The organism is Micromonospora sp. LA-10 (assembly GCF_051853095.1).
In the GTDB taxonomy this organism is placed as follows: domain Bacteria; phylum Actinomycetota; class Actinomycetes; order Mycobacteriales; family Micromonosporaceae; genus Micromonospora; species Micromonospora echinospora_A.
Genome location: NZ_CP195710.1, coordinates 676712 through 699578, shown reverse-complemented (window position 1 = coordinate 699578; position 22867 = coordinate 676712). Strand labels below are relative to the sequence as shown.

At 74.0% G+C, this 22867-nt stretch carries 25 protein-coding genes; 14 read left to right on the top strand and 11 right to left on the bottom strand.

Translation table 11 applies throughout. The features are described from left to right. Window positions 1-6: 6 nt before the first annotated feature. Window positions 7-471, bottom strand: a complete 465-nt coding sequence (locus ACSDG8_RS03410) for a hypothetical protein (RefSeq protein WP_210891282.1) — start codon at window positions 469-471, stop codon at window positions 7-9. A 48-nt stretch (window positions 472-519) separates the two neighbouring features. Between ACSDG8_RS03410 and ACSDG8_RS03405 the strand changes: the two genes are divergently transcribed. Continuing rightward, entirely contained in the window at window positions 520-2181 is a 1662-nt protein-coding gene (locus tag ACSDG8_RS03405; protein WP_210891284.1) for a DUF885 domain-containing protein, read from the top strand. Here ACSDG8_RS03405 and ACSDG8_RS03400 read toward each other — a convergent pair. The 3 genes from ACSDG8_RS03400 to ACSDG8_RS03390 form a co-directional block, all read right to left on the bottom strand. Next, window positions 2127-3341, bottom strand: a complete 1215-nt coding sequence (locus ACSDG8_RS03400; RefSeq protein WP_210891286.1) for a hypothetical protein — start codon at window positions 3339-3341, stop codon at window positions 2127-2129. The genes ACSDG8_RS03405 and ACSDG8_RS03400 overlap by 55 nt on opposite strands. 43 nt (window positions 3342-3384) lie before the next feature. After that, window positions 3385-3897, bottom strand: a complete 513-nt coding sequence (locus ACSDG8_RS03395) for an NUDIX hydrolase (RefSeq protein WP_210891288.1) — start codon at window positions 3895-3897, stop codon at window positions 3385-3387. Between the two features lie 566 nt (window positions 3898-4463). After that, window positions 4464-5126, bottom strand: a complete 663-nt coding sequence (locus ACSDG8_RS03390) for a DUF6308 family protein (RefSeq protein WP_210891290.1) — start codon at window positions 5124-5126, stop codon at window positions 4464-4466. A 245-nt stretch (window positions 5127-5371) separates the two neighbouring features. Here ACSDG8_RS03390 and ACSDG8_RS03385 point away from each other — a divergent pair, with 245 nt between their 5' ends. Next, entirely contained in the window at window positions 5372-5866 is a 495-nt protein-coding gene (locus ACSDG8_RS03385; RefSeq protein WP_210891291.1) for a type II toxin-antitoxin system PemK/MazF family toxin, read from the top strand. A gap of 19 nt (window positions 5867-5885) precedes the next feature. Here ACSDG8_RS03385 and ACSDG8_RS03380 read toward each other — a convergent pair whose 3' ends face one another. Beyond that, on the bottom strand, window positions 5886-6521 hold the full coding sequence (locus ACSDG8_RS03380; RefSeq protein ID WP_210891293.1) for a GGDEF domain-containing protein: 636 nt from the start codon (window positions 6519-6521) through the stop codon (window positions 5886-5888). A 227-nt stretch (window positions 6522-6748) separates the two neighbouring features. On the opposite strand from ACSDG8_RS03380, the gene ACSDG8_RS03375 reads away from it, so the two are divergent. From ACSDG8_RS03375 to ACSDG8_RS03360, 4 genes are all read left to right on the top strand, one after another. Beyond that, window positions 6749-7006: a DUF397 domain-containing protein gene (locus ACSDG8_RS03375; RefSeq protein ID WP_030502645.1), complete on the top strand. Its 258-nt coding sequence runs from the start codon at window positions 6749-6751 to the stop codon at window positions 7004-7006. Window positions 7007-7109: 103 nt separating this feature from the next. Further along, window positions 7110-7997, top strand: a complete 888-nt coding sequence (locus tag ACSDG8_RS03370; protein WP_210891295.1) for a helix-turn-helix domain-containing protein — start codon at window positions 7110-7112, stop codon at window positions 7995-7997. 75 nt (window positions 7998-8072) lie between these two features. Beyond that, window positions 8073-8921: an SAM-dependent methyltransferase gene (locus tag ACSDG8_RS03365; RefSeq protein WP_210891297.1), complete on the top strand. Its 849-nt coding sequence runs from the start codon at window positions 8073-8075 to the stop codon at window positions 8919-8921. Window positions 8922-9005: 84 nt separating this feature from the next. Next, window positions 9006-10439, top strand: coding sequence for a serine/threonine-protein kinase (locus tag ACSDG8_RS03360; protein ID WP_210891299.1), 1434 nt, complete (start codon window positions 9006-9008; stop codon window positions 10437-10439). Here ACSDG8_RS03360 and ACSDG8_RS03355 read toward each other — a convergent pair. Both ACSDG8_RS03355 and ACSDG8_RS03350 read right to left on the bottom strand, forming a co-directional pair. Beyond that, complete coding sequence (locus ACSDG8_RS03355) at window positions 10406-11137, bottom strand: phosphotransferase (protein WP_210891301.1); 732 nt, start codon at window positions 11135-11137, stop codon at window positions 10406-10408. The two genes, ACSDG8_RS03360 and ACSDG8_RS03355, sit on opposite strands and share 34 nt — an antisense overlap. A gap of 25 nt (window positions 11138-11162) precedes the next feature. Further along, the gene (locus ACSDG8_RS03350; protein ID WP_210891303.1) at window positions 11163-11855 is read right to left on the bottom strand and encodes a carbon-nitrogen hydrolase family protein; all 693 of its coding nucleotides are present in this window, start codon (window positions 11853-11855) and stop codon (window positions 11163-11165) included. Window positions 11856-11921: 66 nt separating this feature from the next. On the opposite strand from ACSDG8_RS03350, the gene ACSDG8_RS03345 reads away from it, so the two are divergent. Then, a complete protein-coding gene (locus tag ACSDG8_RS03345) occupies window positions 11922-12707 on the top strand; it encodes a DedA family protein (protein ID WP_210891305.1) in 786 nt (261 codons plus the stop codon). Here the strand turns inward: ACSDG8_RS03345 and ACSDG8_RS03340 are convergent. Continuing rightward, window positions 12671-14071, bottom strand: coding sequence for an alpha/beta hydrolase family protein (locus ACSDG8_RS03340; RefSeq protein ID WP_210891307.1), 1401 nt, complete (start codon window positions 14069-14071; stop codon window positions 12671-12673). The genes ACSDG8_RS03345 and ACSDG8_RS03340 overlap by 37 nt on opposite strands. Before the next feature lie 153 nt (window positions 14072-14224). Continuing rightward, window positions 14225-15556 carry an NADP-specific glutamate dehydrogenase gene (gene gdhA / locus ACSDG8_RS03335; protein WP_210891309.1) on the bottom strand — a complete coding sequence of 444 codons (1332 nt, stop codon included), beginning with the start codon at window positions 15554-15556 and terminating at the stop codon, window positions 14225-14227. Window positions 15557-15648: 92 nt separating this feature from the next. Between gdhA and ACSDG8_RS03330 the strand changes: the two genes are divergently transcribed. From ACSDG8_RS03330 to ACSDG8_RS03315, 4 genes are read left to right on the top strand one after another with little or no spacing between them, the layout of a single operon-like run. Then, window positions 15649-15972, top strand: a complete 324-nt coding sequence (locus tag ACSDG8_RS03330) for a MazG-like family protein (RefSeq protein ID WP_210891311.1) — start codon at window positions 15649-15651, stop codon at window positions 15970-15972. 56 nt (window positions 15973-16028) lie between these two features. Beyond that, complete coding sequence (locus tag ACSDG8_RS03325; RefSeq protein WP_210891313.1) at window positions 16029-16856, top strand: hypothetical protein; 828 nt, start codon at window positions 16029-16031, stop codon at window positions 16854-16856. A gap of 15 nt (window positions 16857-16871) precedes the next feature. Further along, window positions 16872-17843 carry a pirin family protein gene (locus ACSDG8_RS03320; protein WP_210891315.1) on the top strand — a complete coding sequence of 324 codons (972 nt, stop codon included), beginning with the start codon at window positions 16872-16874 and terminating at the stop codon, window positions 17841-17843. 47 nt (window positions 17844-17890) lie between these two features. Then, window positions 17891-18559 carry a hypothetical protein gene (locus ACSDG8_RS03315; RefSeq protein WP_210891317.1) on the top strand — a complete coding sequence of 223 codons (669 nt, stop codon included), beginning with the start codon at window positions 17891-17893 and terminating at the stop codon, window positions 18557-18559. Window positions 18560-18890: 331 nt separating this feature from the next. Here the strand turns inward: ACSDG8_RS03315 and ACSDG8_RS03310 are convergent, their stop codons facing one another. Beyond that, window positions 18891-19160 (bottom strand): DUF2795 domain-containing protein, encoded by a 270-nt coding sequence (locus ACSDG8_RS03310; protein WP_030502657.1) that lies wholly within the window; start codon window positions 19158-19160, stop codon window positions 18891-18893. 166 nt (window positions 19161-19326) lie between these two features. Here ACSDG8_RS03310 and ACSDG8_RS03305 point away from each other — a divergent pair, with 166 nt between their 5' ends. Beyond that, window positions 19327-19734, top strand: coding sequence for a DUF2267 domain-containing protein (locus ACSDG8_RS03305; protein ID WP_184685600.1), 408 nt, complete (start codon window positions 19327-19329; stop codon window positions 19732-19734). A 15-nt stretch (window positions 19735-19749) separates the two neighbouring features. Here the strand turns inward: ACSDG8_RS03305 and ACSDG8_RS03300 are convergent, their stop codons facing one another. Continuing rightward, window positions 19750-20925 (bottom strand): CaiB/BaiF CoA transferase family protein, encoded by a 1176-nt coding sequence (locus ACSDG8_RS03300; RefSeq protein WP_307856154.1) that lies wholly within the window; start codon window positions 20923-20925, stop codon window positions 19750-19752. A 247-nt stretch (window positions 20926-21172) separates the two neighbouring features. On the opposite strand from ACSDG8_RS03300, the gene ACSDG8_RS03295 reads away from it, so the two are divergent. Next, a complete protein-coding gene (locus tag ACSDG8_RS03295; protein WP_210891328.1) occupies window positions 21173-22207 on the top strand; it encodes a TerC/Alx family metal homeostasis membrane protein in 1035 nt (344 codons plus the stop codon). A 50-nt stretch (window positions 22208-22257) separates the two neighbouring features. Then, entirely contained in the window at window positions 22258-22857 is a 600-nt protein-coding gene (locus ACSDG8_RS03290; protein ID WP_210891330.1) for a sulfite oxidase-like oxidoreductase, read from the top strand. Window positions 22858-22867 lie beyond the last annotated feature (10 nt).

Here is a 22867-nt window from a genome sequence, read left to right as displayed (position 1 = left end):
AACTCCTTACCAGCGTTGGCCTTCCGGGGCCGGATCCGGCTCCGCCCAACCGTCCGAACGCCGGGGCTGCACGATCAGCAGCGCCACCAACAGGTGGGGGATGGCCACCGGCACCGCCGCCCTCGCACCGGCCGCGGCGAACACGAACAGCGGGAGCGGCACGCCGAAGAGCAGGATCGCGGCCAGCCTGAACCAGTACCACCGGACGCGGGACAGCAGGCGCAGCACTCCCAGGCAGCCGGCGGCCAGAGCGCTCACCATCACCCCGCCAGGGCTGAGGAGCACTGACGGCAACTCGGTGAGGGCCTGGTTGAAGGCCTCGACGAGGCCGCCGGCCGGGGCCGGCTCCCACAGCAGGGGGACCACGACGGCGACGCCGATGTAGAGCAGCAGGTGGATGCCGACCCAGGGAAGGGCAGGTAGGGCGGCGAGAGCGTTGATCGGTCGCCGGCGCGGCGCATCGACGTTCACGGCGCGAGCGTAGCCGCAATCCGGCGGTGTGCGGCTAGCCTCGATGCCATGATCGACGAGTTCACCGACGGGTTGCTGGGGGAGGTGACCCGCCTCGATCCGTGTGTGGCGGTGGTCGAGGCCGGTGAGCAGGACGTCGACGGGCTCACCGACTACAGCCCGGAGGGTCACCAGGCCCGCGCCGACCTCGCCGCCCGCGCCCTGCGCCGGGTCGAGGCGCTGTCCGCCACGAGTCCGCTGCACGCCCACCTCGCCGAACGGCTGCGCACCCGGATCGCGTTCCACGAGGCCGGAGAGGACCTGCGCGAACTGCACGCCGCCGCCACCGGCCCGCTCCAGCTCATCCGCCAGTGCGTCGAGGCGGCGGTGCCCGGCCGCGACGCCGGGGACGCGGCCCACGAGGACGGCTGGGCCCGCGTCGGCGCGCGCCAGGCCGCCATCCCGGCAGCCCTCGACGGGTACGCCCGCAGCCTCCTGGTCGCCGCCGAGCGCGGTCACCTCCCGGCGCGACGCCAGGTGGACCTGGTGACCCAGCGCTGCCGCAACTGGACCGACGACGACACGACGCTCGTGGAGCGCTACGGCGACGGCCCGCAGCGCCGGTCGTTGCAGGCGGCGGCGCGGGACGCGCGGGAGGCGTACCGGCGGTTCGCCGCGACGCTCACCGCGGACCTCGCGCCGCGGGCGCACGACGACGAGGCGTTCGGCCCGGCGCGGTACGCCCTCTGGGTGCGGACCTTCCTCGGCGCGGAGCCGGACCTGCGCGAGCTGTACGAGTGGGGCTGGGACGAGTTCACCGCGATCGAGGCGGACCTGGTCGCGGAGGCGAAGACGCTGGGCGGAACCGTGCCCGAGGTGCGGGACCGGCTCGACCGGCCCGACGCGCCCGGCGTCCTGCACGGCCGGGCCGAGTTCGCCGCCTGGTCGCAGGACCTGCTGGAGGCCACCACCGAGCGGCTGCACGGCACCCACTTCGACATTCCCGCGCCGCTGCGGCGCATCGAGTCCCGGGTCACCACGTCCGGCGGCACCGCGTACATCGGACCGTCGCGGGACCTGACCCGCCCGGGCCGGGTCTCGTGGTTGCTGCCCGAGAGCCGGACCAGCTTCCCCACCTGGTGGGCGTACAGCACCGCGTACCACGAGGGCGTCCCCGGCCACCACCTGCAACTCGGCTCCGAGGCGTGCCGGGGCGGTCCCGGGCAGCGGCTGAACCTGCTCGGCGGGCTCTCCGGTGCCCAGGAGGGCTGGGCCCTGTACGCCGAGGGGTTCATGGACGAGATCGGGCTCTACGAGCAGCCGGGCGCCCGGCTGGGGCACCTTTTCATGCAGTTGCTGCGGGCGGCGCGGGTCGTGCTCGACATCGGCCTGCACCTGCGGCTACCGATGCCGTCCGACCCGGGTGCGCGGTGGACGCCGGAGGCCGCGCTGGACCTGCTGCGCGACCGCTGCCACCAGGGCCCGTACGCGCCCCTGGAACTGGCCCGGTACCTGGGCCGGCCCGGGCAGGCGCTCACGTACAAGGTGGGGGAGCGGGTGTGGCGCGACGGCCGCGCGGCGTTCCCCGGCGACCGGCGCGCGTTCCACAACCGGGCGCTGGAACTCGGCTCGCTGGGGCTCGACCAGCTCACGAGCGCGCTCGCCGCGTCCGCCGCCTATCCGGCGTCGTCGGCGGGCAGCTCCTCCGGGTCGGCCACCCAGGCGGAGTAGACAGGCAGCGCGTGCCATGGGCCGCCGGCCGGGTCGGTGGTCACCGCCACCACCGCGTACGGATGGCCGAAGCGCAGCTCGGCGACCCGGGCGACGCCTTCCGGCGGCAGGCCGGCCACCATGCCGAACGCGGTCACCGCGGCGGCCTCGAAGCCGTAGCGGCCGAAGCGGGCCACGGCGGACTGCGCGGCGTCGAACTCCGGCGCGGCCAGGCCCAGCAGCTCGCCGAGCGCCCGCGCCGCCGCGTCGAAGCCGAACCCAGGCGCGGTCAGGTCGTGCCGGCTCTGCGCCGACCAGCAGGGCAGCACCGCTGTGACGCGTTCCTCCCGGCCGTCCGCCGCGAACGTGCGGATCGGCTTCTCCCGCACCGTCCACAGCGGCGTCTCGCCCAGCGGCAGGTCGTACAGCGACCGGCGGCCCGGCATCGAGTCCGGCAGGAGCGCGGCGGTGCCCGCCAGCTCCTGCGCGGCGGCCAGTACGTCGGCGGCCGGCACCTCGGGCGCGGCGGCCACCGACACCACGAGCATCCCCGCGCCGTCGTCCCCGGTGCGGGCCGGCACCGCGTGCACGGCCACGCCACCGGCCCGGTCGGTGGCCGCCACCCAGCTGCGGTGCCCGAACGGCGGCGTACGCAGCACCCGGCTCAGCCGGCCCGACCAGGCGCTGCCCGTGCCCAGTTCGGTGCCCGGGGCGGTGTCGAACGGGTCGGCCCACGACACGCGGGTCGCGAGCGCGTTGGCCAGCACCAGCAGCGTGTCCGGGGCGACGTCGACGGGGAAGCGGTCGATCAGGCCGCCGGTACGCTCCCGGGCCCAGGCGTCCAGCGTCGCCTGGTCGGGCAGCGCACCGCGTTCGGTGGCCTCCGGCAGGGCGGCCCGCCAGGCGGCCAGCTCCGCAGCCGGGTTGCGCTCCCACAGCGCGGTGGCCGCGGCGACCATCGGGTGCGGCGCGGCGAGCAGCGCCCGGGCCTCGGCGGCGGCGTCGTCCGGGTCGGCGCCCAGTGCCTCGGCCAGCGCCGCGCGGGCGTCGCCGGTGGCGGCCGGGCCGGTCAGCGCCAGCAGCAGCCAGGCGCCCAGCGGCGAGGCGACGTGGTGGGTGTCACCGGCGGCGCGGTGCAGACGCTCGGCGTAACGGGCCAAGGGTGCGTGCAGGGGAGTCACGGCTCCACTCTGCCCGCTCGCGCGCCGCGCGGCACGCCCGCGCTCAGGACCACAGTTCGAACGGCTCGTCGATCTCCTCGCCGGCCAGGAACGCGGGCAGCAGCTCCGGCAGCCGTCCGGGATAGCAGCGCGGCCGCTCGGCTAGCACCTCGGTCAGTGGCCACCAGCGGAACCCGAAGTAGTCCTCCACCTCGTAGTCCAGCCGCAGCGCCTCGTCCACGTCCGGCCCGGGGCCGGGCAGCCGTACCGTCACGACCACCTCGTCCTGGAGGTGGCGGCGCTGCCGGTGCCGGAAGCTGGCCCGCCGCCGCCACGTCGGCGCGCCCACCTCGTCCGGGCCGATCGCGATGCCGGTTTCCTCGCGCAGCTCGCGGACCGCCGCCTCCCGGTACGTCTCGCCGGGGTCCAGCCCGCCGCCGGGCAGCTCCCACCACACGCCGAGGTCGGGGTGGTCCGGGTCGCGGGTGTGGAACAGCAACAGGCGGTCGGTGGCGTCGAGCACCACCAGCCGCACCGCGCTGCGCTCGAACACCGGCAGATCGTCAGGCAGCTGCACGCCCCCAGCGTAAGGAAGGGCCCCCTATTAACGCCTCCGGTAGTAGAAGGGCCCTCTATTAACAGGGGGCATTCCGCACGGACACCGCAGCGCCCGGCACGCCAGGTCGCGCCACACCGCGTTCGCCGAGCGCGACCAGGCCGGGTGGCCGGGAACGAAGACGCCTACCTCGTTGACTCCCTACCTCGGCCATGTCTTGTATCGGCAGCTTTCTGCCGCCAGGTGGTGGAGCGAAGCACGAGCGCGGCAGCGTTGATCTTGCGGCGCTCGGCTTCGCACGAGCCTCGGGGAAGCCGAGCCACCAGGGCTCTCGCTTCCCGAAGCAGCTCCCACGCGGTCGACTCTCTACCGGCACGCATCGCGGCGACGAGGTTCGCGAGGTCGACGTTCAAGCGGTTGCGAACCTGGTTCTCCTTGGTGGGCAGAGGTCTGCGAGAGGAGGGGCTACCGAGAGGATCTCGGACAGGGCGTAGATCCGCTGTGAGACCGCCGGATGTCAGGTGCACCCGTCGTGATTTCATGTCACCTTTTTCTGCCGCCGGTCGCATGCATCCTTCCGGCCGTCGTCACGATTTAGCGCGTGGAAGCGGCTCGGGCTCGGGTACCGCGAGTGCCTTGCGGGCATTGCGGGCGTTGCGCGAACGGCTGTGACGCATCCAGATTGCGACGTCGAGCAGACGCAAGAGGCTGATTGAGTCGCCGCTTGCTGGGCGGAGGTCCTCTATCTGCTGACGGAGAGTGGATTCGGTCAGCGCGGCCCCAAGTGTCATCCAGAACTTGTTCTTTGGCGGAGTCAGCACCCGAAACACGAGGCTGTCATGGATGGGCACGAGCCGGGGCCGCTTGCGGGCAAGAAGTTTGCTCGCAATCACTGGGCCTACCCCAGGCAGTCGGTCCAACCAATGATGCAAGGCTGTTGCTGACTGCAGGACGTCCGGACCGGCAGTCCACAGATCCAGATCAGTGGGGATCGCAGCGAGTGCTGCCGTGACGTGGTCGCCGTCAGCGAGAAGCGCACGGACGGCGAAGGGCTGCCAGGAGATGTCCAACAGCGTGGTTGCGAGCAGGTCGTCAAGGGTGAGCACACGAGGCGGGTTCTCGCCGAGCAGGTCGAACAACGTGCCGGCGAACGGTCCATCGGGGTCGAAGTAGGCAGCGACGAGGCCGTTGACGCCGGGGACGGCGAGCACATCGCGGATCCGGTTGCGGACTTGCTCCTCAGCGTGCATCGCGAGAGGGTGACACAGCGTCGGCGTCGCACACATCGATCATTCAGGTCGGACGAGACGGCCGGATCGTCGGCTGCCTTGCGCTTCGGCCGCAAGGGCGCTTCAGGAACACCTGCCGGTCGGCGGCGTCGGTCGGCACAAAGATCGCTGCACACCTGTGAACCGTCCAGAGCAACGGGCACCGTCCACCTGGCCGGGCGACCCGATTCCCGGGCGGTCGTACCCCGGCCGATAGGCTGCCCGCCGTGGCAGGTCTGTTGAAGAACGTGGCGTCGCGGCTCGGCCGGATCACCCGGGTCGTGCCCGCCCCGGCCCGCACGGGCGGGCCGATCCCGGCTCAGGTCGCGCGCCGCCGCCAGGTCAGCGCGTTGCAGCGCCGCGAGTTGTCGTATGCGCCGGAGCCGGACGGCCACGCCGACCCGGGTGAGATCGTCTGGACGTGGGTGCCCTACGAGGACGACCCCCGCCAGGGCAAGGACCGCCCGGTGCTGGTGGTGGGACGGCACAGCCGCACGCTGTTCGGGCTGATGCTGTCCAGCCAGAGCGACCGGGACGGCCAGCGGCACTGGCTGGCGCTCGGCCCGGGGGAGTGGGACCGGGACAACCGGCCCTCCTGGGTGCGCCTGGACCGGGTGCTCACCATGCGCGAGGACAGCATCCGCCGTGAGGGCGCGGTGCTGGACCGGCCCCGGTTCGACCGGGTCGGACAGGCGCTGCGCGCCGGCTACGGCTGGCGCTGACCGCGCCGGATCGGGCCGGTCAGTACTCCGCGACGAGTTGGCGTGGCGACCGGGCCGCGCCGAGCGTCTTCGCCTCGTACATGGCGGCGTCGGCGCGGCACAGCGCGTCGGTGAGCTGCGTCGGGCAGTGCACCGGCGCGAGCCCGACCGAGGCGGTGACCTGGATGCTGCGTGCGCCCAGCGGGATCGGCGCGGCGAGCGCCTCGCAGAGCCGCCGGGTGGCGTGTTCGATCCACCGGCGGTCGGCCGTGGGGCTGACCAGCAGGCCGGCGAACTCGTCGCCGCCGAGGCGGGCCACCAGGTTGTTGCCGGCGAACGCGGCGAGCCGCTGCGCGACGCTGATCAGCACCTGGTCGCCGGCGGCGTGCCCGTAGCGGTCGTTCACCTGCTTGAAGTTGTCCAGGTCGAGCACGACAGCGACCAGTGGCTGCCCGGCCGGGTCGGTGAGCAGGGTGGCGGCGAGCCGGAAGAACGCGCGGCGGTTGGGCAGCCCGGTGAGCGGGTCGTGGCTGGCGGCGTGCCGTTCGGCGGCCAGTTCGGCCTGGAGCAGCTCGATCTCGGCCTCGGCGCGTACGGCGCGGCGGCGCAACTGCCAGGCCGAGATCAGGGCCCCCGCGGCGGATATACCGGAGGCGACGGTCATCGGATCCGGCACGCGCGTCCTCCTCACCGCAGTCCCCTAGCCGCGCGCGGCGGCATCCGGAGCCCGGGTTCGGGTCACCGAATGTGAGCGACCCGGCACACCGTACGTTTCGGCTATCATGCTCTCCGTCCATTGCAGATGCAATAGCAGATGCACGTGCATCTCACTCCTCAGTCGACAGACGTCGCCACCCACCGCTCCTCCCCGCGGCCTCGGCTGGCTCATCCCGAAGGACGCCCATGCAACAACCCCCGAACGGTGTGCCCGTACCGGAGCTGCCCCCGATGCGCTGGTCGAAGAGTCGCCGCAGCAACCCCAGCGGCAACTGCGTCGAGTTGGCCGAGCTGCCCGGCGGCACCGGAATCGCGGTCCGGAACTCCCGGCACCCGGAGGGCCCGGCGTTGATCTACACAGTGGACGAGATCGCGGCTTTCGTGCTCGGCGCGCGCGACGGCGACTTCGACCACCTGATCCCGCCGTCCCGCACACGGGACTGATTCACCGCTCCGGAGGAGTTCACCTCACTGTCGGTTCATGGCATGCTTACTCGTCGGCCGGGACGGCACCCGGCCGGGGCAGTCGGGATGCGAGGGCGGTCAGGTGGCGACGGTGCCCGTCGAGGGTGGTCCGACAAGCGGGCCCACCGTGCTGCGCATGTTGCTCGGTGGGCAGCTGCGGCGGCTGCGTGAGGGGGCCGGGGTCAGCCGGGAGACGGCCGGCTGGGAGATCCGCTCCTCCGAGTCGAAGATCAGCCGGATGGAGCTGGGCCGGGTCGGCTTCAAGGAGCGCGATGTGGCCGACCTGCTCACGCTCTACGGCGTCACCGACGCCGACGAGCGCGAGGCGCTGCTCAAGCTCGCCCGGGACGCGAACAGCCCGGGCTGGTGGCACCGCTACGGCGACGTGCTCCCCGCGTGGTTCCAGGCGTACCTGGGCCTGGAGGCCGCCGCCGCGCTGATCCGCACGTACGAGGTGCAGTTCGTGCCCGGCCTGCTGCAGACCGCCGCGTACGCCCGGGAGGTGATCCTGCTCGGGCACCGCAGCGCGTCGGCGGCGGAGCTGGACCGGCGGGTGGAGCTGCGGATGCAGCGCAAGGAGCTGCTGCGCCGCAGCAACCCGCCGCAGTTGTGGGCGGTGCTCGACGAGGCGGCGCTGCGCCGCCCGATCGGCGGAACCGCTGTGATGCGCGAGCAGATGGACGCGCTGATCGAGGCGACCGCCGCGCCGCACGTACGGCTGCAGATCGTCCCGTTCTCCGCCGGCGGGCACGCCGCGGCCAGCGGCGCCTTCAGCATCCTGCGCTTCGGCGACGCCGACCTGCCGGACATCGTCTACATCGAGCAGCTGACCAGCGCCATCTACCTGGACAAGCGCGACGACCTCGACTTCTACGCCGAGGCGATGGAACGGCTGTGCGTGGAGGCCGCGCCGCCGGAGCGCACCCGTGAGCTGCTGGCCCGCCTCCGCGACGAGCTGTACCCCGCCTGACCGGCCCGGCGCCGGGCAGTAGCATGATCCGCACCGGAGACAGTGGACGGTGGCACCCGAGTCGTGGAGGCGGCCTTGACCAGCGACGCAGCAGGGACGACGCCCGGTTCCGGGCCGCTCGGCGGCCGGATCGACACGACAGTGGCGCACCCCGCCCGCCGGTACAACTACTGGCTCGGCGGCAAGGACAACTTCCAGGCCGACCGGGACTCCGGCGACGCCATGGCCGCCCGCTTCCCGACCATCCGGATCAGCGCGCTGGAGAACCGGCGCTTTCTGCGCCGCGCGGTGCGTCACCTGGCCGGTGAGGCGGGCATCCGGCAGTTCCTGGACATCGGCACCGGCATTCCCACCGCCGACAACACCCACGAGGTGGCGCAGGCGATCGACCCGCGCGCCCGGGTGGTGTACGTCGACAACGACCCGATCGTGCTGGCCCACGCCCGCGCGCTGCTCACCAGCTCGGCCGACGGCGTCACCGCCTACCTCGACGCGGACCTGCGTGACCCGGAGCGGATCCTGGCCCACCCCGACCTGCGCCGCACGCTCGACCTGTCGCAGCCGGTGGCGTTGATGCTGCTGGCGGTGCTGCACTTCGTGCCCGACGGCGAGGACCCGTACGCGATCGTCGACACGCTTCTCGACGCGCTGCCCGCCGGCAGTTACCTGGCCGCCTCGCACGCCACCCACGACTACCTTCCGGCGGAGGTGGCCGCCGAGGCGAAGGCGGCGGCCCGGGGCGGCGGCCCGCACGGCGTGATCAACCTGCGCAGCCGGGAGGAGGTCGTGCGCTTCTTCGACGGCCTCGAACTGGCCGAGCCGGGCGTCTGCTCGGTGGCCGAGTGGCGCGCCGACGGCGAGCCGGAGCCACGGCCGTCGGTGGTCGACGTCAGCATGTACGGCGGGGTCGCCCGCAAGCCCTGAGGCGGGCGGAAGAACGCCGGAACACCGACGAAACGGGGGCGGGGGTTGGTGCGGCCGGTGCCGCACGTGGCAGCCTGGTGAATTATGTCGCCGTTCACGCCCGCCCTGCGCCTGCACGACCGCTACGTCCTGCGTGAGCGCATCGGCCTCGGCGGGATGTCCGAGGTGTGGCGCGCCGACGACGAGGTGCTGCACCGGCCCGTCGCGGTCAAGGCCCTCGCCGGGCAGCTCGCCGCCGACCCGCAACTTCGGGCGGTGATCCAGCGCGAGGCCCGCGCGGCGGCACGGCTCACCCACCCGCACGTGACCCAGGTGTACGACTACGGCGAGGCGACGCTGGACAGCGGCGTCGTGGTCCCGTACCTGGTGATGGAGCTGGTGGAGGGTCAGACGCTCGCCGACCGGCTGGCCGGCGGGCCGCTGGCCTGGCCGGACGCGGTCCGCACGGCCGGGCAGGTCGCCGGGGCGCTGGCCGCGGCGCACCGCATCGGCGTGGTGCACCGCGACGTCAAGCCGGCGAACGTGATGCTCACCGAGACCGGCGCGAAGGTACTCGACTTCGGCATCGCCGCGCCCGCCGGCCCGCACCCGGTCACCGGGCACACCGGCGTGCTGCTGATGGGCACTCCCGCCTACTTCGCCCCGGAACGCCTCGACCCGGGCCCGGCGAACCCGGCCGGCGACGTGTACGCGCTCGGCGTGCTGCTGTACCGCAGCCTCACCGGCCGGGCCCCGCTGCCGGTGCGCAGCTGGGACGACGTGCTGGAGGTGCGGCGCAACCGGCCGCCGGTGCCGCCGCCGCGGGTGTCCGGCCTGCCGCCGGAGATCGCCGATCTGGTTCTGGCGTGCCTCGCGGCGGACCCGGAGCGGCGGCCCACCGCGGCCCGGCTCGCCGAGCGCCTCGGCGCGGGCCGGCCGGCGGATCCGCCGACCGCGATCCTGCCCACCGTGGCGCCGGTGGCGCACCCGCCCACCCTGGTCGAGCGGGTTCCCACGGCCCGCCCGGTCGCGCCGGAGCGTCCCGTGCCGCCGCCGCGCCCGGCCGTCTCCTCGAACCGGCTGTTCGGGCTGCTCGTCGCCGGCGCCGTGGTGCTGCTGCTCGCGGTGGTCGGCTCGCTGCTGTGGAGCGACGGCTCCGGCGCCCCGCCGGCCGCCGCGCCCACGGCCGGCCCGTCGACGCGTGCCGCCGACCCGCCCGCGCCGCGGCCCAGCAGCGCCGCGCCGCCGTCGACGGCGCCCGAGCCGGTGACGCTGCGTCAGCTCGGCGACCGGTTCGGTGAGCTGCTCGACCGGGCCGAGTCGATCGGGCTGATCGACGGCAAGACCGCCGACGACCTGCGCAAGAAGGCCGCCGAGCTGGACCGGGGCAAGCCGAAGGACCGGGACAAGCGGGTCGAGGACCTGCGCGAGAAGATCGAGGACGCCGCCGAGGACGACAAGATCGACGGCGTCACCGCCGCCGGGCTGCGCAAGCTGCTCGACGGCTACGAGCGGCTGCGCGGCGGCGACGAGGGCTGAGACGCCCGGCGCTCTCTCGCCGGCGCGACCGCCCGGATCGTCTCCGCCAGCAGCGCGGCCGCCTCGGGCAGTCGCTGCGGATCGGGCGCGTGACCGGCGGCACGGTGCCGTACCGCCTCCGCCGGCCGGTCGAGCGGCCCGGACACGGCGGCGTACGCGGACAGCAGCTCACCGGCCGCCGCCGCGAGCGGGTGGCCCGGAGCGACGGCGACCTCCGCGAGGATCAACGCGGTCGTCGTCCGGTCCAGCGCGGGCGGCCCCTCGGCGCTGTCGGTCCAGTCGATGACCACCGGACCGGTCGCGGTCAGCAGCACGTTGTCCGGATGCAGGTCGAGGTGCAGGATGCGGACCGCCGGATCGGCAGACCGGAGGGCCGGGAGCGCGTGCAGGCGGTCGTGCAGGTCGGCCAGCATGCGGGCCGCGGCGGGCGCGGCGACGGCGCCCGCGTGGAACGCCTCCACCAGCGTCGGGCCGCTGACCCGGTCGAGCACCAGGTCGGCGCCGTCGGCGTGGTGCACCCGGGGCACGGGATATCCGGCCCGGTGCAGGTGCCGCATCACCTCGGCCTCGGCCCGCACGTCGCCGCCGTCGCGGTAGCGGCGCAGCACCCGCCCGCCGGGCAGCAGCCAGACGTCGGCGGTGCGACCGGTGGCGAGCGGGGTTGCCGGTTCCGGGCCGGCGCTCTCCGACGGTGCCATGGCGCCGAGCGTAGGTGATCCGTCCTCAGTGCAGGGTGCCGGTGACCACCTCACCGGCGTCCGTGCCGGCGCGGACCACGGGCTCACCCGCCGGTGACCAGATCCCCGAACCACCGGCGGCGCGCGCGTACCCGCCTCCGGTCGAGCCGGCGAAGCTGGCCGTCACCACCCACACGCCGTGCGCGGCGGCGACCCGGCGGGCGCGTTCGTCGGGCACCGCCGCGTCGTCGGCGGACTCCAGCACCCCGGCCAGGTAGGCGTCCGCGCCCAGGGCCACCGTTGCCGCCGCGTGCTCCGGCGTGCCGGTGTCCTTGCAGACCGCCAGGCCCAGCCGCCAGCCGTCCACATCGAGCACCGCCGGCTCCCGGCCCGGCCGCATGTGCTGCGGCTCCGCGCCGCCCAGGCACATCTTCCGGTACGCCACCCGCACGCCCTCGCCGTCGACCGCGAGCACCCCGATGTGCGGCCCCGGCACCGGCGCGCCGGCCAGCGCCAGCGTCCCGGTCTCGGCGCAGGCCGCGCGCAGCGGCCCGAGCCGGGGATCGTCCGGGTGCAGCGGCGCGGCGGTCAGCTCGTACCCGGTCAGTGACATCTCCGGGAAGACCACCACCCGGGCCGACGCGGCGCGTACGGCCTCGGCGTGCCGTACCGCGTTGCCCTCGACGTCGTCGGAGAGGGCGAGCGGCTGGGCGGCCGCGATCCGCAACGGCGTACGCATGCCGCACACGATAATGGTTTCCATCACGCGTGGCCGTCCCGGGCTTCGCCCCGTAACGTTGGTCGGATGATCGGAAACGCACAGCTGCTCGCCGGCCCCCGGGTGAGCGCCGCGCGGGCGGCAGAGCCGTCCGGTGACGGAGTGACCGGCTGGGTCACCGGCCTGATGGAACGGCTCGGCGGCCCCGGCGCCGGGCTCGCGGTGGCGCTGGAGAACCTGTTCCCGCCCATCCCCAGCGAGGTGATCCTGCCGCTGGCCGGATTCACCGCGAGCCAGGGCCGGATGAGCCTGGTCGGCGCGATCGTCTGGACCACACTCGGGTCGATCGTGGGCGCGCTGGCGCTCTACTACATCGGCGCGGCGCTCGGCCGGGACCGGATGCGCGCCTTGGCCGCGCGGCTGCCGCTGATCAAGCTGGAGGACGTGGACCGCACCGAGGCGTGGTTCCTGCGCCACGGCGTCAAGGCGGTGTTCTTCGGCCGGATGATTCCGATCTTCCGCAGTCTCATCTCCATCCCGGCCGGGGTGGAACGGATGCCGGTGCCGGTGTTCCTGCTCTACACCGCGCTGGGCAGCCTGATCTGGAACACCACGTTCGTGTTGGCCGGGTACCTGCTCGGTGAGCAGTGGCACGTGGTCGAGGCGTACGCGGGCACGTTCCAGAAGATCGTGATCGTGGCGGTGATCGCCGGGTTCTGCTGGTTCGTGGTCAGCCGGGTCCGGCGCTCACGCCGGACCGCCCTCGCGGCGGACCCGACTCCGGCGCCGGCACCGGAGTCGGCGCCGGGGCCGGAGTCGGCCCGGCAGGGCACTGTCTACCGGGGCGGCTGGTACGGCCGCGAGGAGGGCTGAGCCGGGCAGGCCGGGTAGAGCGGGCGGGTGCCGGCGCCGGCGGCCCGGGCGGCGTGGTCGCTGAACCGGCAGCCGAAGTCCGGCGCCGCCACCGCCCGCGCGTCGGTGACCGGGTCGCCGGCCGGGCGCTTGCCGGTGCGTACCCAGCGGGTCAGGTCGTCCCAGGCGGCGCCGGCCTCGGCCGGGCTGAACTCGCAGTGCTGCGCGGTACGGACGGCCCGCTGCACCAGCAGCCGGGAGCGGCCGTGCCGGGCCACGTCCCGGGCGTACGCCTGTTCCATGCGCAACGGCACGAACAGGTCGCCGAGGCCGTGCAGGCTGAGCACCGGCGCGGTGGGCCGTCCGGCGATCCGGGGCACCTCGGTCAGCGTCGGCGAGAGCCGCTGGCGCAGGTTCTCCGGCGAGACCCGCTGCACTGTGGCGTTGAGGTTCACCGGCTGGTTCGGGGCGTACCTGGTGAACAGGTTCGTGGCGAGCTGACCGGGACGCCGGGCGGGGGAGCCGTCCGCCTCGCTGACCGCGATGCCGAACAGGAAGTCCTTCCACACCGCGAACGCGGCGTCGGCGCCCGGCCGCGGACCGCCGGAGCGTTCCACGGTGACCGCGCGTAGTTGCTTGCCGAGCGCGTTCGTGGTGTCCGGGCCGACGGGCGTGAGCCCGGCCAGGCCGAGCGTGACCTGGATGCGGGGCACCGCCGAGGTCAGGTAGTCGGGCGGCGTCGGGTACGCGCGCACCCCGGCCAGCGCCTGTGCCACCAGGTTGTAGTCCAGGAAGAAGTCGAACAGCTCCTGGTCGCCGAGCACCCCGCACATCGGCAGCGCCCCGGCGTAGAAGCCCGGGTACTGCTCCAGCGAGCGGCCGATGACGTGACCGCCCATCGACACCCCGGCGATCAGCACCCGGTGCGGGCGCCGGACGGTACGGCTGAACAGGTCGGCGAGGGCGCGGGTGCTGCGCACGCCGGAGCGCACGTCGTAGCCGTTGCGGTCGTACGACGACGACGCCCACGCGTATCCCTGCGCCACCAGGCGCTGCCGCAGGTCGAAGCCGGGCGGCTCGGGCGACAGCTCGGTGCCCTGGCCGCGGTAGCCGTGCGCCCACATCACCAGCTCGCCGTTCCAGCGCGCGGGGACCTCGATGACGTACCCGGCGTTGGCGTGCACGCCCTGCCGTACGGTGGTGGCGGCCCCGCCGACGACGAGCGGCGGCAGCGGCGGGTTGACGATGGTGTAGCCGGGCAGCGGGCCGCTGCCGTCGTCGCGGCCGGTGGCGGCGGCGGCGGGGGCCGCGCCGGTGAGGCCGAGCGTCAAGGCCAGGGCCGCGCCGACGGCGAGCAGCCGGCGGCGGACGGGTGAGGGCTGCATCGCTGCTCCCCGGGGGGACGGGTGCCACCCCGGGACGGGGGTGACGACGCGGGACGGATGCCTACCGGCCGGTAGCGCCCTGAACCTAGGCCGGGCGTCGAGAGCTGTCAATCACTGACTGACCGCCCGATCAGCGCCCGTCCCGCCGCCCGCTCACACCAGGCCGTGCGCCAGCATCGCCTCGGCCACCCGCCGGAACCCCTGGATGTTCGCGCCGGCCACGTAGTCGCCGGGCAGGCCGAACTCCTCCGCCGTCGCCCAGCACCGGTCGTGCACGTCCCGCATGATCTCGCGCAGCCGCTGCTCCGACTCGCCGAACGTCCACGTGTCGCGGCTGGCGTTCTGCTGCATCTCCAGCCCGCTGACCGCCACGCCGCCGGCGTTGGCCGCCTTGCCCGGCGCGAACCGCACCCCGGCCCGGCCGAGGATCCGCACCGCCTCCGGCGTGGTGGGCATGTTCGCCCCCTCCACCACGGCGACGCAGCCGCCCGCGACCAGCGCGGCGGCCTCCGCGCCACCGATCTCGTTCTGCGTGGCGCAGGGCAGCGCCAGGTCGCAGGGCACTTCCCAGACGTTGCGGTCCGGGACCGCCACTGCGTTGCGCGCGTGCTCGGCGTACTCGGCCAGCCGTCCCCGGCGCTGCTCCTTCAGCTCCCGCAGCAGCGCCAGGTCGATGCCCTTCTCGTCGACCACGTAGCCGCCGGAGTCGGAGCACGCCACGACCGTGCCGCCGAGCTGGTGCACCTTCTCGATGGCGTAGATGGCGACGTTGCCGGAGCCGGACACCACCACCCGCTTGCCCTCCAGGCTGTCGCCGGCCTGCCGGAGCATCTCGTCGGCGAAGAACACCGCGCCGTACCCGGTCGCCTCCCGGCGCGCCTGCGCGCCCCCGTACGCCAGGCCCTTGCCGGTGAGCACGCCCGCGTCGTACCGGTTGGTGATCCGCTTGTACTGCCCGAACAGGTAGCCGATCTCCCGGCCGCCGACCCCGATGTCACCGGCCGGCACGTCGGTCTGCGGGCCGATGTGCCGGTACAGCTCGGTCATGAAGCTCTGGCAGAACCGCATCACCTCGCGGTCGGAGCGACCCTTCGGGTCGAAGTCCGCGCCGCCCTTGCCGCCGCCGATCGCCAGGCCGGTCAGCGCGTTCTTGAAGATCTGCTCGAAGCCGAGGAACTTCACGATGCCCAGGTAGACCGACGGGTGGAAGCGCAGGCCGCCCTTGAACGGGCCGAGCGCGCTGTTGAACTCCACCCGGAAGCCGCGGTTCACCCGTACCCGGCCCTGGTCGTCCTCCCACGGCACCCGGAAGATGACCTGCCGCTCGGGCTCGCAGACCCGCTCGACCACCTCGGCGTACTCGGGATGCCGGGCCAGGGCCGGACCGATGCTCTCCAGCACCTCACGGACCGCCTGGTGGAACTCGGGCTCTCCCGGGTTCCGGGCGACCACGCCGGCGAACACCGACTCGACGGTCTCCGGCATCACGGGCACCTCCTCTCGCCTCGCACACCGGCCCTGCGGCCGGCGTCGCCCCAGGATACGAACGGTTTGAGCGGTCAGGTTCACTGGTCGCCGTGGACGCCACCATCTGGACAACGGCGCGGGACGCGCGCGCCTGGCTGGACGCCGCGAACGGCCGCGGCGACACCGAACTGACCTGTCGCATCCTCAAGATCGGCGAGGAGGCCGGTGAGGTCGCCGCCGCCTGGATCGGCCTGCTCGGCCAGAACCCGCGCAAGGGCGTGACGCACACCCACGAGGAGGTCGCCGCCGAGTTGGCCGACGTGGCGTTCACCGCGCTCGTCGCCATCGAGAGCCTCGGCCTGGACGCCCACGCCGTGCTGACCGCGTGCGCCGCCAAGGTGCGTTCCCGTACCGGAACCGCCGAAGGGGAATGAACCGAGTGGGAAACGGACACGTATGACCCGGTGGGGACCGGCGAGAGGGGATGACCATGACCGCATCAGAGGATGACCCCGGCCGTGCCCGACCCCGCTGGTCCGGCGCGGCCCGCCTGCTGGCCGCCGCCGCCGCGCTGGTGGTGGTGCTCGGCGGGGTGGCCGTCGCGGTGACCCTGTCCAACCCGGGCCGGCTCGGCGTGGTCTTCTCCGGCGGCGCGCCCGCGTCGCCGGCCACCGACGCCGGAGGTGTGGGCGCGGCCGAGGCCGCCGGGGCGCAGACGCTCGCCGCGCCCCGGGCCGGCCGACAGCGCGCCGAGTTCGAGCTGACCGACGGTCTGACCCGGTTCGCCCTGCGGACCGCCGACCTCGGCGACGACCTGTACCGCATCGACGTGCCCGAGGACGCCGGCGTCACGCCGCGCCCGCTGATGGTCGGGGACCGGGTCCGCCTGCGGATCGAGGAGAACGGCCGCCGCGGGCCGGCCGCCGTCGACGTGGTGCTCAACTCCCGGGTCACCTGGCGGTTGCGGCTGGTCGGCGGCGTCAGCGAGCAGCGGCTCGACCTGGGCGAGGCCCGCCTCGCCGGGATCGACATGGTCGGCGGCGCGTCGCGTACCCGGCTGCTGTTGCCCCGGCTGAACGGCTCGCTCACCGTCCGGATGACCGGCGGGGTCAGCGAGCTGACCGTCACCGTGCCCGGTGGGCCGCCGGTGCGGGTGCGGGTCGCCGCCGGGGCCGGCTCCCTGACCGTCTACGAGAAGCGGCACGGCGGGATCGCCGCCGGGGACCTGGTCAGCTCACCGGGCTGGGACCGGGCCGCTGACCGGCTCTACCTTGACCTGGCGGCGGGCGCGAACGCGGTGAGCGTCACCGAAGACTGAGCGTACAGTCGGGCGGTGGACCGCACCGAATCCCTGCCCGCCCAGACGCTCCCGCCCGGCGTCGGCCCGACCGACCCGGGCAGCGTGCTGCTGCCCGGGCACGACGTCCCCCTCGGCCGCTACACCACGGTGCGCCGGCTGCTGCCCCAGCGGCCGCGCCGGATGGTCGGCGCCTGGTGCTTCGTCGACCACTTCGGGCCCGACGACGTCGCCGACCGGCCCGGCATGGAGGTGCCGCCGCACCCGCACACCGGGCTGCAGACCGTCACCTGGCTGCTCGACGGGGAGATCCTGCACCGCGACAGCCTCGGCAACGTCCAGCCCATCCGCCCCGGTCAGCTCAACGTGATGACCTCCGGGCGGGGCATCGCGCACTCCGAGCGCTCCCCGCTGGTGCACCCCCCGCTGATGCACGGCGTACAGCTCTGGGTGGCGCTGCCCGACCCGGCGCGCGCCGGCGACCCGGACTTCGCCCACCACGCCGACCTGCCCCGCTTCCGCGACGGCGACCTGGACGTCACGGTGCTCGTCGGCGAGTTCGGCGGGCAACGCTCGCCCGCCGTCGTGCACACCCCGCTCGTCGGCGCGCAGCTCGAGGCTCGCGGCGCGGCGCCGGCCACGCTGCCGCTGCGGCCGGACTTCGAGTACGCGCTGCTGGCCATGTCCGGCGCAGCCGACTGCGACGGCACGGCGCTGGCCCCCGGCGCGCTGCTCTACCTGGGCCTCGGGCGGAGCGCGCTGACGTTGAGCGCCGAGCCGGGCACCCGGCTGCTGCTGCTCGGCGGCACCCCGTTCGACGAGCCGCTGGTGATGTGGTGGAACTTCGTGGGCCGCTCGCACGAGGAGGTGGTGGCCGCCCGGGAGGACTGGATGGCCGGCCGCCGCTTCGGCGTGGTCGCCGACGACGCGGCGCCACCACTGCCCGCGCCCGCGCTGCCCACCACCCGGCTCAAGGCCCGCGACCGCAGTGGCGGCGTACGCGGCTGACCCCGCGCGCTGCCGAATGCCGGGCCGTCGCCCGGGTAGTCGGCGGCATGCCGACACACACCGCCACGCGCAGCGTCGAGGAGAAGAAGCGGCTGGCCCGCCGGCTCGCCCGAGACGGCCGTGGGTTCGCCGAGTGTTTCGGGTTCCGGGTGACGAACAACCCGGGCCAGTTGTTCCAGGTCCTCTACCTGTCCGTCCTGCTGGCCCGCCGGGGCGACTTCCACCGCGCGGTCGACGCGGCCACGGCGCTGCGGGACGCCGGCTGGGACACCGCGGCGCGGATGGCCCGCTCCCGCCACGAGGACCGGGTACGCGTGCTGCGCGCCGCCGGGCTGCGCGGCGACCTGGCCGGGCTCGCCGACACGCTCGGGGACCTGGCCCGCACGCTCGTCGACACGTACCGGGGCGATCTGCGCCGGCTGCGTACCGCCGCGCGCCAGGACCCGGCGGGGGAGCGGCGGTTGCTTGTCGCTCTGCCCGGAGTGGACGACGAGGTGTGCGACCTGTTCCTGCGCGAGGCGCAGGCGCTGTGGCGCGAGGCGGCGCCGGTGGCCGACCGGCGAGCGCTCGCGGCGGCCCGCCGGCTCGGCCTGGGCCGTACCGCCGGAGACCTCGCGGGGCTGGCCGGCAGTGGTGAGTCGGAACGACTGTCGTGGCTGGTCGGAGCACTGGCGCGAGTGGACCTGGAACGGCGCTACGCCGAGGTGACCGCCTGAGCGCGGGCGTGCGCCCGGCCACAGTTTCGCGATTCTCACCCGTTCGGCTGATGTTGCGTCGTATGATGATCGTGGCAGCGATGCCCGCCCGGTTCGGGCGAACATCTCACCGCTCTGCGGTCGCGACCCGGTTCGGGCGTGAACCGCTTGGGAAAGGTGCTGCGTGGCGCCCCAGGTCGCGGTTCGTGACCCGGGGCGCTCGCCTGTCCCGGGGCGAACCGGACGCGCGACCGCCCACCTGCGACGTCACGCGCCACCGTCCGCGCGCGACGGTCGCGATGGGCACGCCGAGGCCGGCGGCCGTGTCGCCCGCCGGCTCTCCCCGCGGTGATCAGATGCCGCGCAAATGCTGCGAGACGCGCGGGTGGTTGTCCCGGGCCTGCGCCGCGCGCTGCGAGCGGCTCACCTCGGGCGCCGCGTCGATGCCGGCCGAGCGGGCCACCTCGGTGCCGTTGGCGTAGTCCACCGGAGGCAGCGCGCGCAACGCCCGCAACACGTCCGGCGGCGCGCCCTCCCGTTCCGCCTCGCGGATGACGTCGTCCTTCCCGGCCGGGTAGTCCAGCGCGGACAGGTACTCCAGGACATCCGAGTAACTCGCCATGGGTCCGGGCTCCTCGCGGCAGTAGTTGGGTCACGACCGGGCGGCGGTTACCCGTCGCGCCGCCGCTCACGCCCGCCGCCGCGGAAAACGTGCCGCCCTCGGCGGAGCCGTTTCCGCAGAGCCGGGACGGGTAGCCGCGGTGGGCGCACCGAAGGGGGTACCACCGATGCACTACCTGACCTTCGTGGGCCGGGTCGCCCGGCTCACCGGCACCAGCGAGGACCGGGCCGCCACGCTCACCGCGGCCACGCTGGAGACGTTCGCGCAGCGGCTGACCGGCGGCGAGGTGCTGGACCTGGCCGCGCAACTGCCGAAACCGCTGCAGGGGCTGCTCAGCCCGTACCCGCGTGACGAGGCGGCCGACCGGTTCGGCGCGGCCGAGTTCGTCGCCCGGGTCGCCCGCCGCGCCGACTGCGACGAGAACACCGCCCGGGACGCGGTCCGCGCGGTGTTCACCACGCTGCGCGAGGCGATCGGCGGCGGGGAGTTCCAGGACGTCGTGGTCCAGTTCCCCCGCGACTACCGCGACATGGTGGAACCGGCCCTCGCCCCGGCGGCCACGCACCGGCGCTGACCCGGCCGGCAGCGATCAGGCGATCACACCGGCGGCGCGCAGCTCGGCGATCCGGGTGGCTTCCGCCCCGGCGGCCTCGGCGAGCACCTCGTCGGTGTGCTCGCCCGGCGTCGGCGGCGGCCGCCGCACACTGGTCGGGGTGGCCGAGAAGCGCGGCGCGGGCGCGGGCTGGGTGACGCCGTCCGGCGCGACGAACGCGTCCCGGGCGCGCAGGTGCGGGTGCTCCGGCGCCTCGGCCCAGTCGAGCACCGGCGCCACGCAGGCGTCCGTGCCGGTCAGCAGCTCCGTCCACTCGTCCCGGGTGCGGGTGCGGAACAGCCGCGCCCAGGCGGCCCGCAACGCCGGCCAGTTCGCCGGGTCGTCCCGGTCCAGGGCGTCACCGTCCGGCGCGTCGTCGCCGTCCAGCGGGAAACCGGTGAGCCGGACCAGTTCGGCGTAGAACTGCGGCTCCAGCGCGCCCACCGCCACGTACCGCCCGTCGGCGCACTCGTACGTGTCGTAGAAGGGCGCGCCGCCGTCGAGCAGGTTCACCCCGCGCGGGTCCTGCCACAGCCCGATGCCACGCAGCGCGTGGATCTGGGTCGCCAGCACCGACACGCCGTCCACGATGGCGGCGTCGACCACCTGGCCGGGCGCGCCGCAGCGCACCGCGTGCAGCGCCGCGACCACGCCGAGGGCCAGCATCATGCCGCCGCCGCCGAAGTCGCCGAGCAGGTTCATCGGCGGCACCGGACGCTCACCGGCCCGGCCCACCCCGTGCAGCGCGCCGGTCAGCGCCAGGTAGTCGATGTCGTGCCCGGCGCTGTGGGCGAGCGGGCCGTCCTGCCCCCAGCCGGTCATCCGCCCGTACACCAGCTTGGGGCTGACGGCGAAACAGTCGTCCGGGCCGAGGCCGAGCCGCTCGGTCACCCCCGGCCGGAAGCCCTCCACCAGGGCGTCCGCCCCGGCGACGAGCGCCAGCACCAGGTCGCGGCCCGCGGGCTGCTTCAGGTCCACCGCGACCGAGCGGCGGTTGCGGTTCAGCAGGTCGCCGGGAAAGGCGCCGAAGCCGCCGCCGCCGAGCCGGTCGACCCGCACCACGTCCGCGCCGAGATCGGCCAGCATCATCGCCGCGAACGGCGCGGGGCCGATCCCGGCCAGCTCGATCACCCGTACGCCGGTCAGCGGTCCCTGATTGGTCACCCGCGTCACCCTAGGGGCCGCGGGTGACCTGGCGCCATGCCCGTCCTCCCCGGCACAGCTGTTGACCAGGGCAAGCATCTGTGTCCCGACTTGGCGTCCGGTCCGGCGGTGACCTAGCCTTGTGCAGGCGAGGGGAGTACTTCCCACGAATCATTCCGGTCAGTACGGCAAGCCGCCGAGGCGAGCCCCGGGTGGTTGCCCACGAAAACGTGGGTGAAGGAGACCTCGAACATGACACGGTGTTCGAGGAGGTTCCATGCCCGAATTGTCCCCCCTGGCTGCGTCCGAGCTGTCGTCGGTCGGCACGCCCACGCTCTGGGCGGTGACGATCGCCGGCGTGCTCGTGCTGCTGGTGCTGGATTTCCTGGTCACCCGTAAGCCGCACGAGGTCTCCATGCGCGAGGCCCTCGGCTGGTCGGCCTTCTACATCGCGCTGCCGCTGGCCTTCGGCGCCTGGATCTGGTCCCGCTGGGGCAGCCAGCAGGGCATCGAGTACCTCACCGGTTACCTGGTCGAGAAGTCGCTGTCGGTCGACAACCTGTTCGTCTTCATGCTGCTGCTCGCCGCGTTCGCGGTCCCGGCCGTGCTGGCCCAGCGGGTGCTGCTCTACGGCATCGCGGGCGCCCTGGTGCTGCGCGGCATATTCATCGCGCTCGGCGCCGCCGCGCTCAAGACGCTCGACTTCGCCTTCCTGCTCTTCGCGCTCATCCTCATCGCCACCGCGGTGAAGCTGCTGCGCGACGCCCTCAGCGGGCACGAGCAGGAAGTCGACATCAACAAGATGCGGTCGGTACGGCTGCTGCGCAAGGTCATGCCGGTGGTCGACGACTACCACGGCACCCGGATGACGATCATGCAGAACGGCCGCCGGGCGCTCACCCCGTTCGCGCTCGTCGTCGTCGCGGTGCTGGCCACCGACATCGTCTTCGCCGTCGACTCGGTGCCCGCCGTCTACGGCATCACCGAGGACCCGTACCTGGTCTTCGCCACGAACGCCTTCGCGCTGCTGGGCCTGCGGGCGCTCTACTTCGTGCTGCACGCCGCGCTGAGCCGGCTCGTGCACCTCAGCTACGGACTGGCCGTCATCCTGGCGTTCATCGGCCTCAAGCTCGGCCTGCACTGGGCGCACGGCATCTGGGACGGCGTGCCGGAGATCCCGACGCTCGCCTCGCTCGGCGTGATCATCGGCGTCCTGGTGATCGTCACCATCACCAGCCTCCGGGCCACCCGCGACAGCGGTGACGGCAAGCGCACAGTCGTGCACGAGGTTCAGGGCGGAGGCGGCGCCTGACTCGGTGGGAACCGCTGCCCCGGCACGGCCGGCGGTGGTACGACTGACGGGTGGGAATCGTCTCGCCAGGCTTCCAGGGCCGGCCCCGTTCGTCCGCGACCGACCTGCCGCCGGGGCAGTACCTCACCGAGGACTTCCCCGTGCTCTCCGCCGGCCCGACGCCGCGGGTGCCGCTGGACACCTGGGAGTTCGTGCTCACCAGTGAGACGGGCGCCGAGTACCGCTGGTCCTGGGACGAGATGACCGGCCTGCCGCAGGACACGCCCACGGTGGACCTGCACTGCGTCACCCGCTGGTCCAAGCTCGGCACCACCTGGCAGGGCGTCTCCCTGGACACGCTGCTCGACGGCGTCGACACCGACGCCCGGTACGCCCTCGCGCACTCCTACGGCGGCTACACCACGAACCTGCCGCTGGACGACCTGCGCGGCGGGCGCGCCTGGGTGGTGCACACGTACGACGGCGGGCCGCTGCCGGCCGAGCACGGCGGCCCGGCGCGGCTGCTCGTGCCGCACCTGTACCTGTGGAAGTCGGCGAAGTGGGTGCACGGCATCCGGCTGCTCGCCGACGACCGGCCCGGCTTCTGGGAGACCGCCGGCTACCACGACTACGGCGACCCGTGGCGCGAGCAGCGCTACCAGGGCGACTGAGGTGACGGCG

Bases quoted from the DNA above. Each gene is read 5' to 3' on its own strand.
- ACSDG8_RS03405 (WP_210891284.1), top strand. From the start codon at position 520: ATGATCGACGAGTTCACCGACGGGTTGCTGGGGGAGGTGACCCGCCTC.
- ACSDG8_RS03390 (WP_210891290.1), bottom strand. From the start codon at position 5,126: ATGCACGCTGAGGAGCAAGTCCGCAACCGGATCCGCGATGTGCTCGCC.
- ACSDG8_RS03375 (WP_030502645.1), top strand. From the start codon at position 6,749: ATGCAACAACCCCCGAACGGTGTGCCCGTACCGGAGCTGCCCCCGATG.
- ACSDG8_RS03360 (WP_210891299.1), top strand. From the start codon at position 9,006: ATGTCGCCGTTCACGCCCGCCCTGCGCCTGCACGACCGCTACGTCCTG.
- ACSDG8_RS03355 (WP_210891301.1), bottom strand. From the start codon at position 11,137: ATGGCACCGTCGGAGAGCGCCGGCCCGGAACCGGCAACCCCGCTCGCC.
- ACSDG8_RS03350 (WP_210891303.1), bottom strand. From the start codon at position 11,855: ATGCGTACGCCGTTGCGGATCGCGGCCGCCCAGCCGCTCGCCCTCTCC.
- ACSDG8_RS03345 (WP_210891305.1), top strand. From the start codon at position 11,922: ATGATCGGAAACGCACAGCTGCTCGCCGGCCCCCGGGTGAGCGCCGCG.
- ACSDG8_RS03340 (WP_210891307.1), bottom strand. From the start codon at position 14,071: ATGCAGCCCTCACCCGTCCGCCGCCGGCTGCTCGCCGTCGGCGCGGCC.
- gdhA (WP_210891309.1), bottom strand. From the start codon at position 15,556: ATGCCGGAGACCGTCGAGTCGGTGTTCGCCGGCGTGGTCGCCCGGAAC.
- ACSDG8_RS03325 (WP_210891313.1), top strand. From the start codon at position 16,029: ATGACCGCATCAGAGGATGACCCCGGCCGTGCCCGACCCCGCTGGTCC.
- ACSDG8_RS03315 (WP_210891317.1), top strand. From the start codon at position 17,891: ATGCCGACACACACCGCCACGCGCAGCGTCGAGGAGAAGAAGCGGCTG.
- ACSDG8_RS03310 (WP_030502657.1), bottom strand. From the start codon at position 19,160: ATGGCGAGTTACTCGGATGTCCTGGAGTACCTGTCCGCGCTGGACTAC.
- ACSDG8_RS03305 (WP_184685600.1), top strand. From the start codon at position 19,327: ATGCACTACCTGACCTTCGTGGGCCGGGTCGCCCGGCTCACCGGCACC.
- ACSDG8_RS03295 (WP_210891328.1), top strand. From the start codon at position 21,173: ATGCCCGAATTGTCCCCCCTGGCTGCGTCCGAGCTGTCGTCGGTCGGC.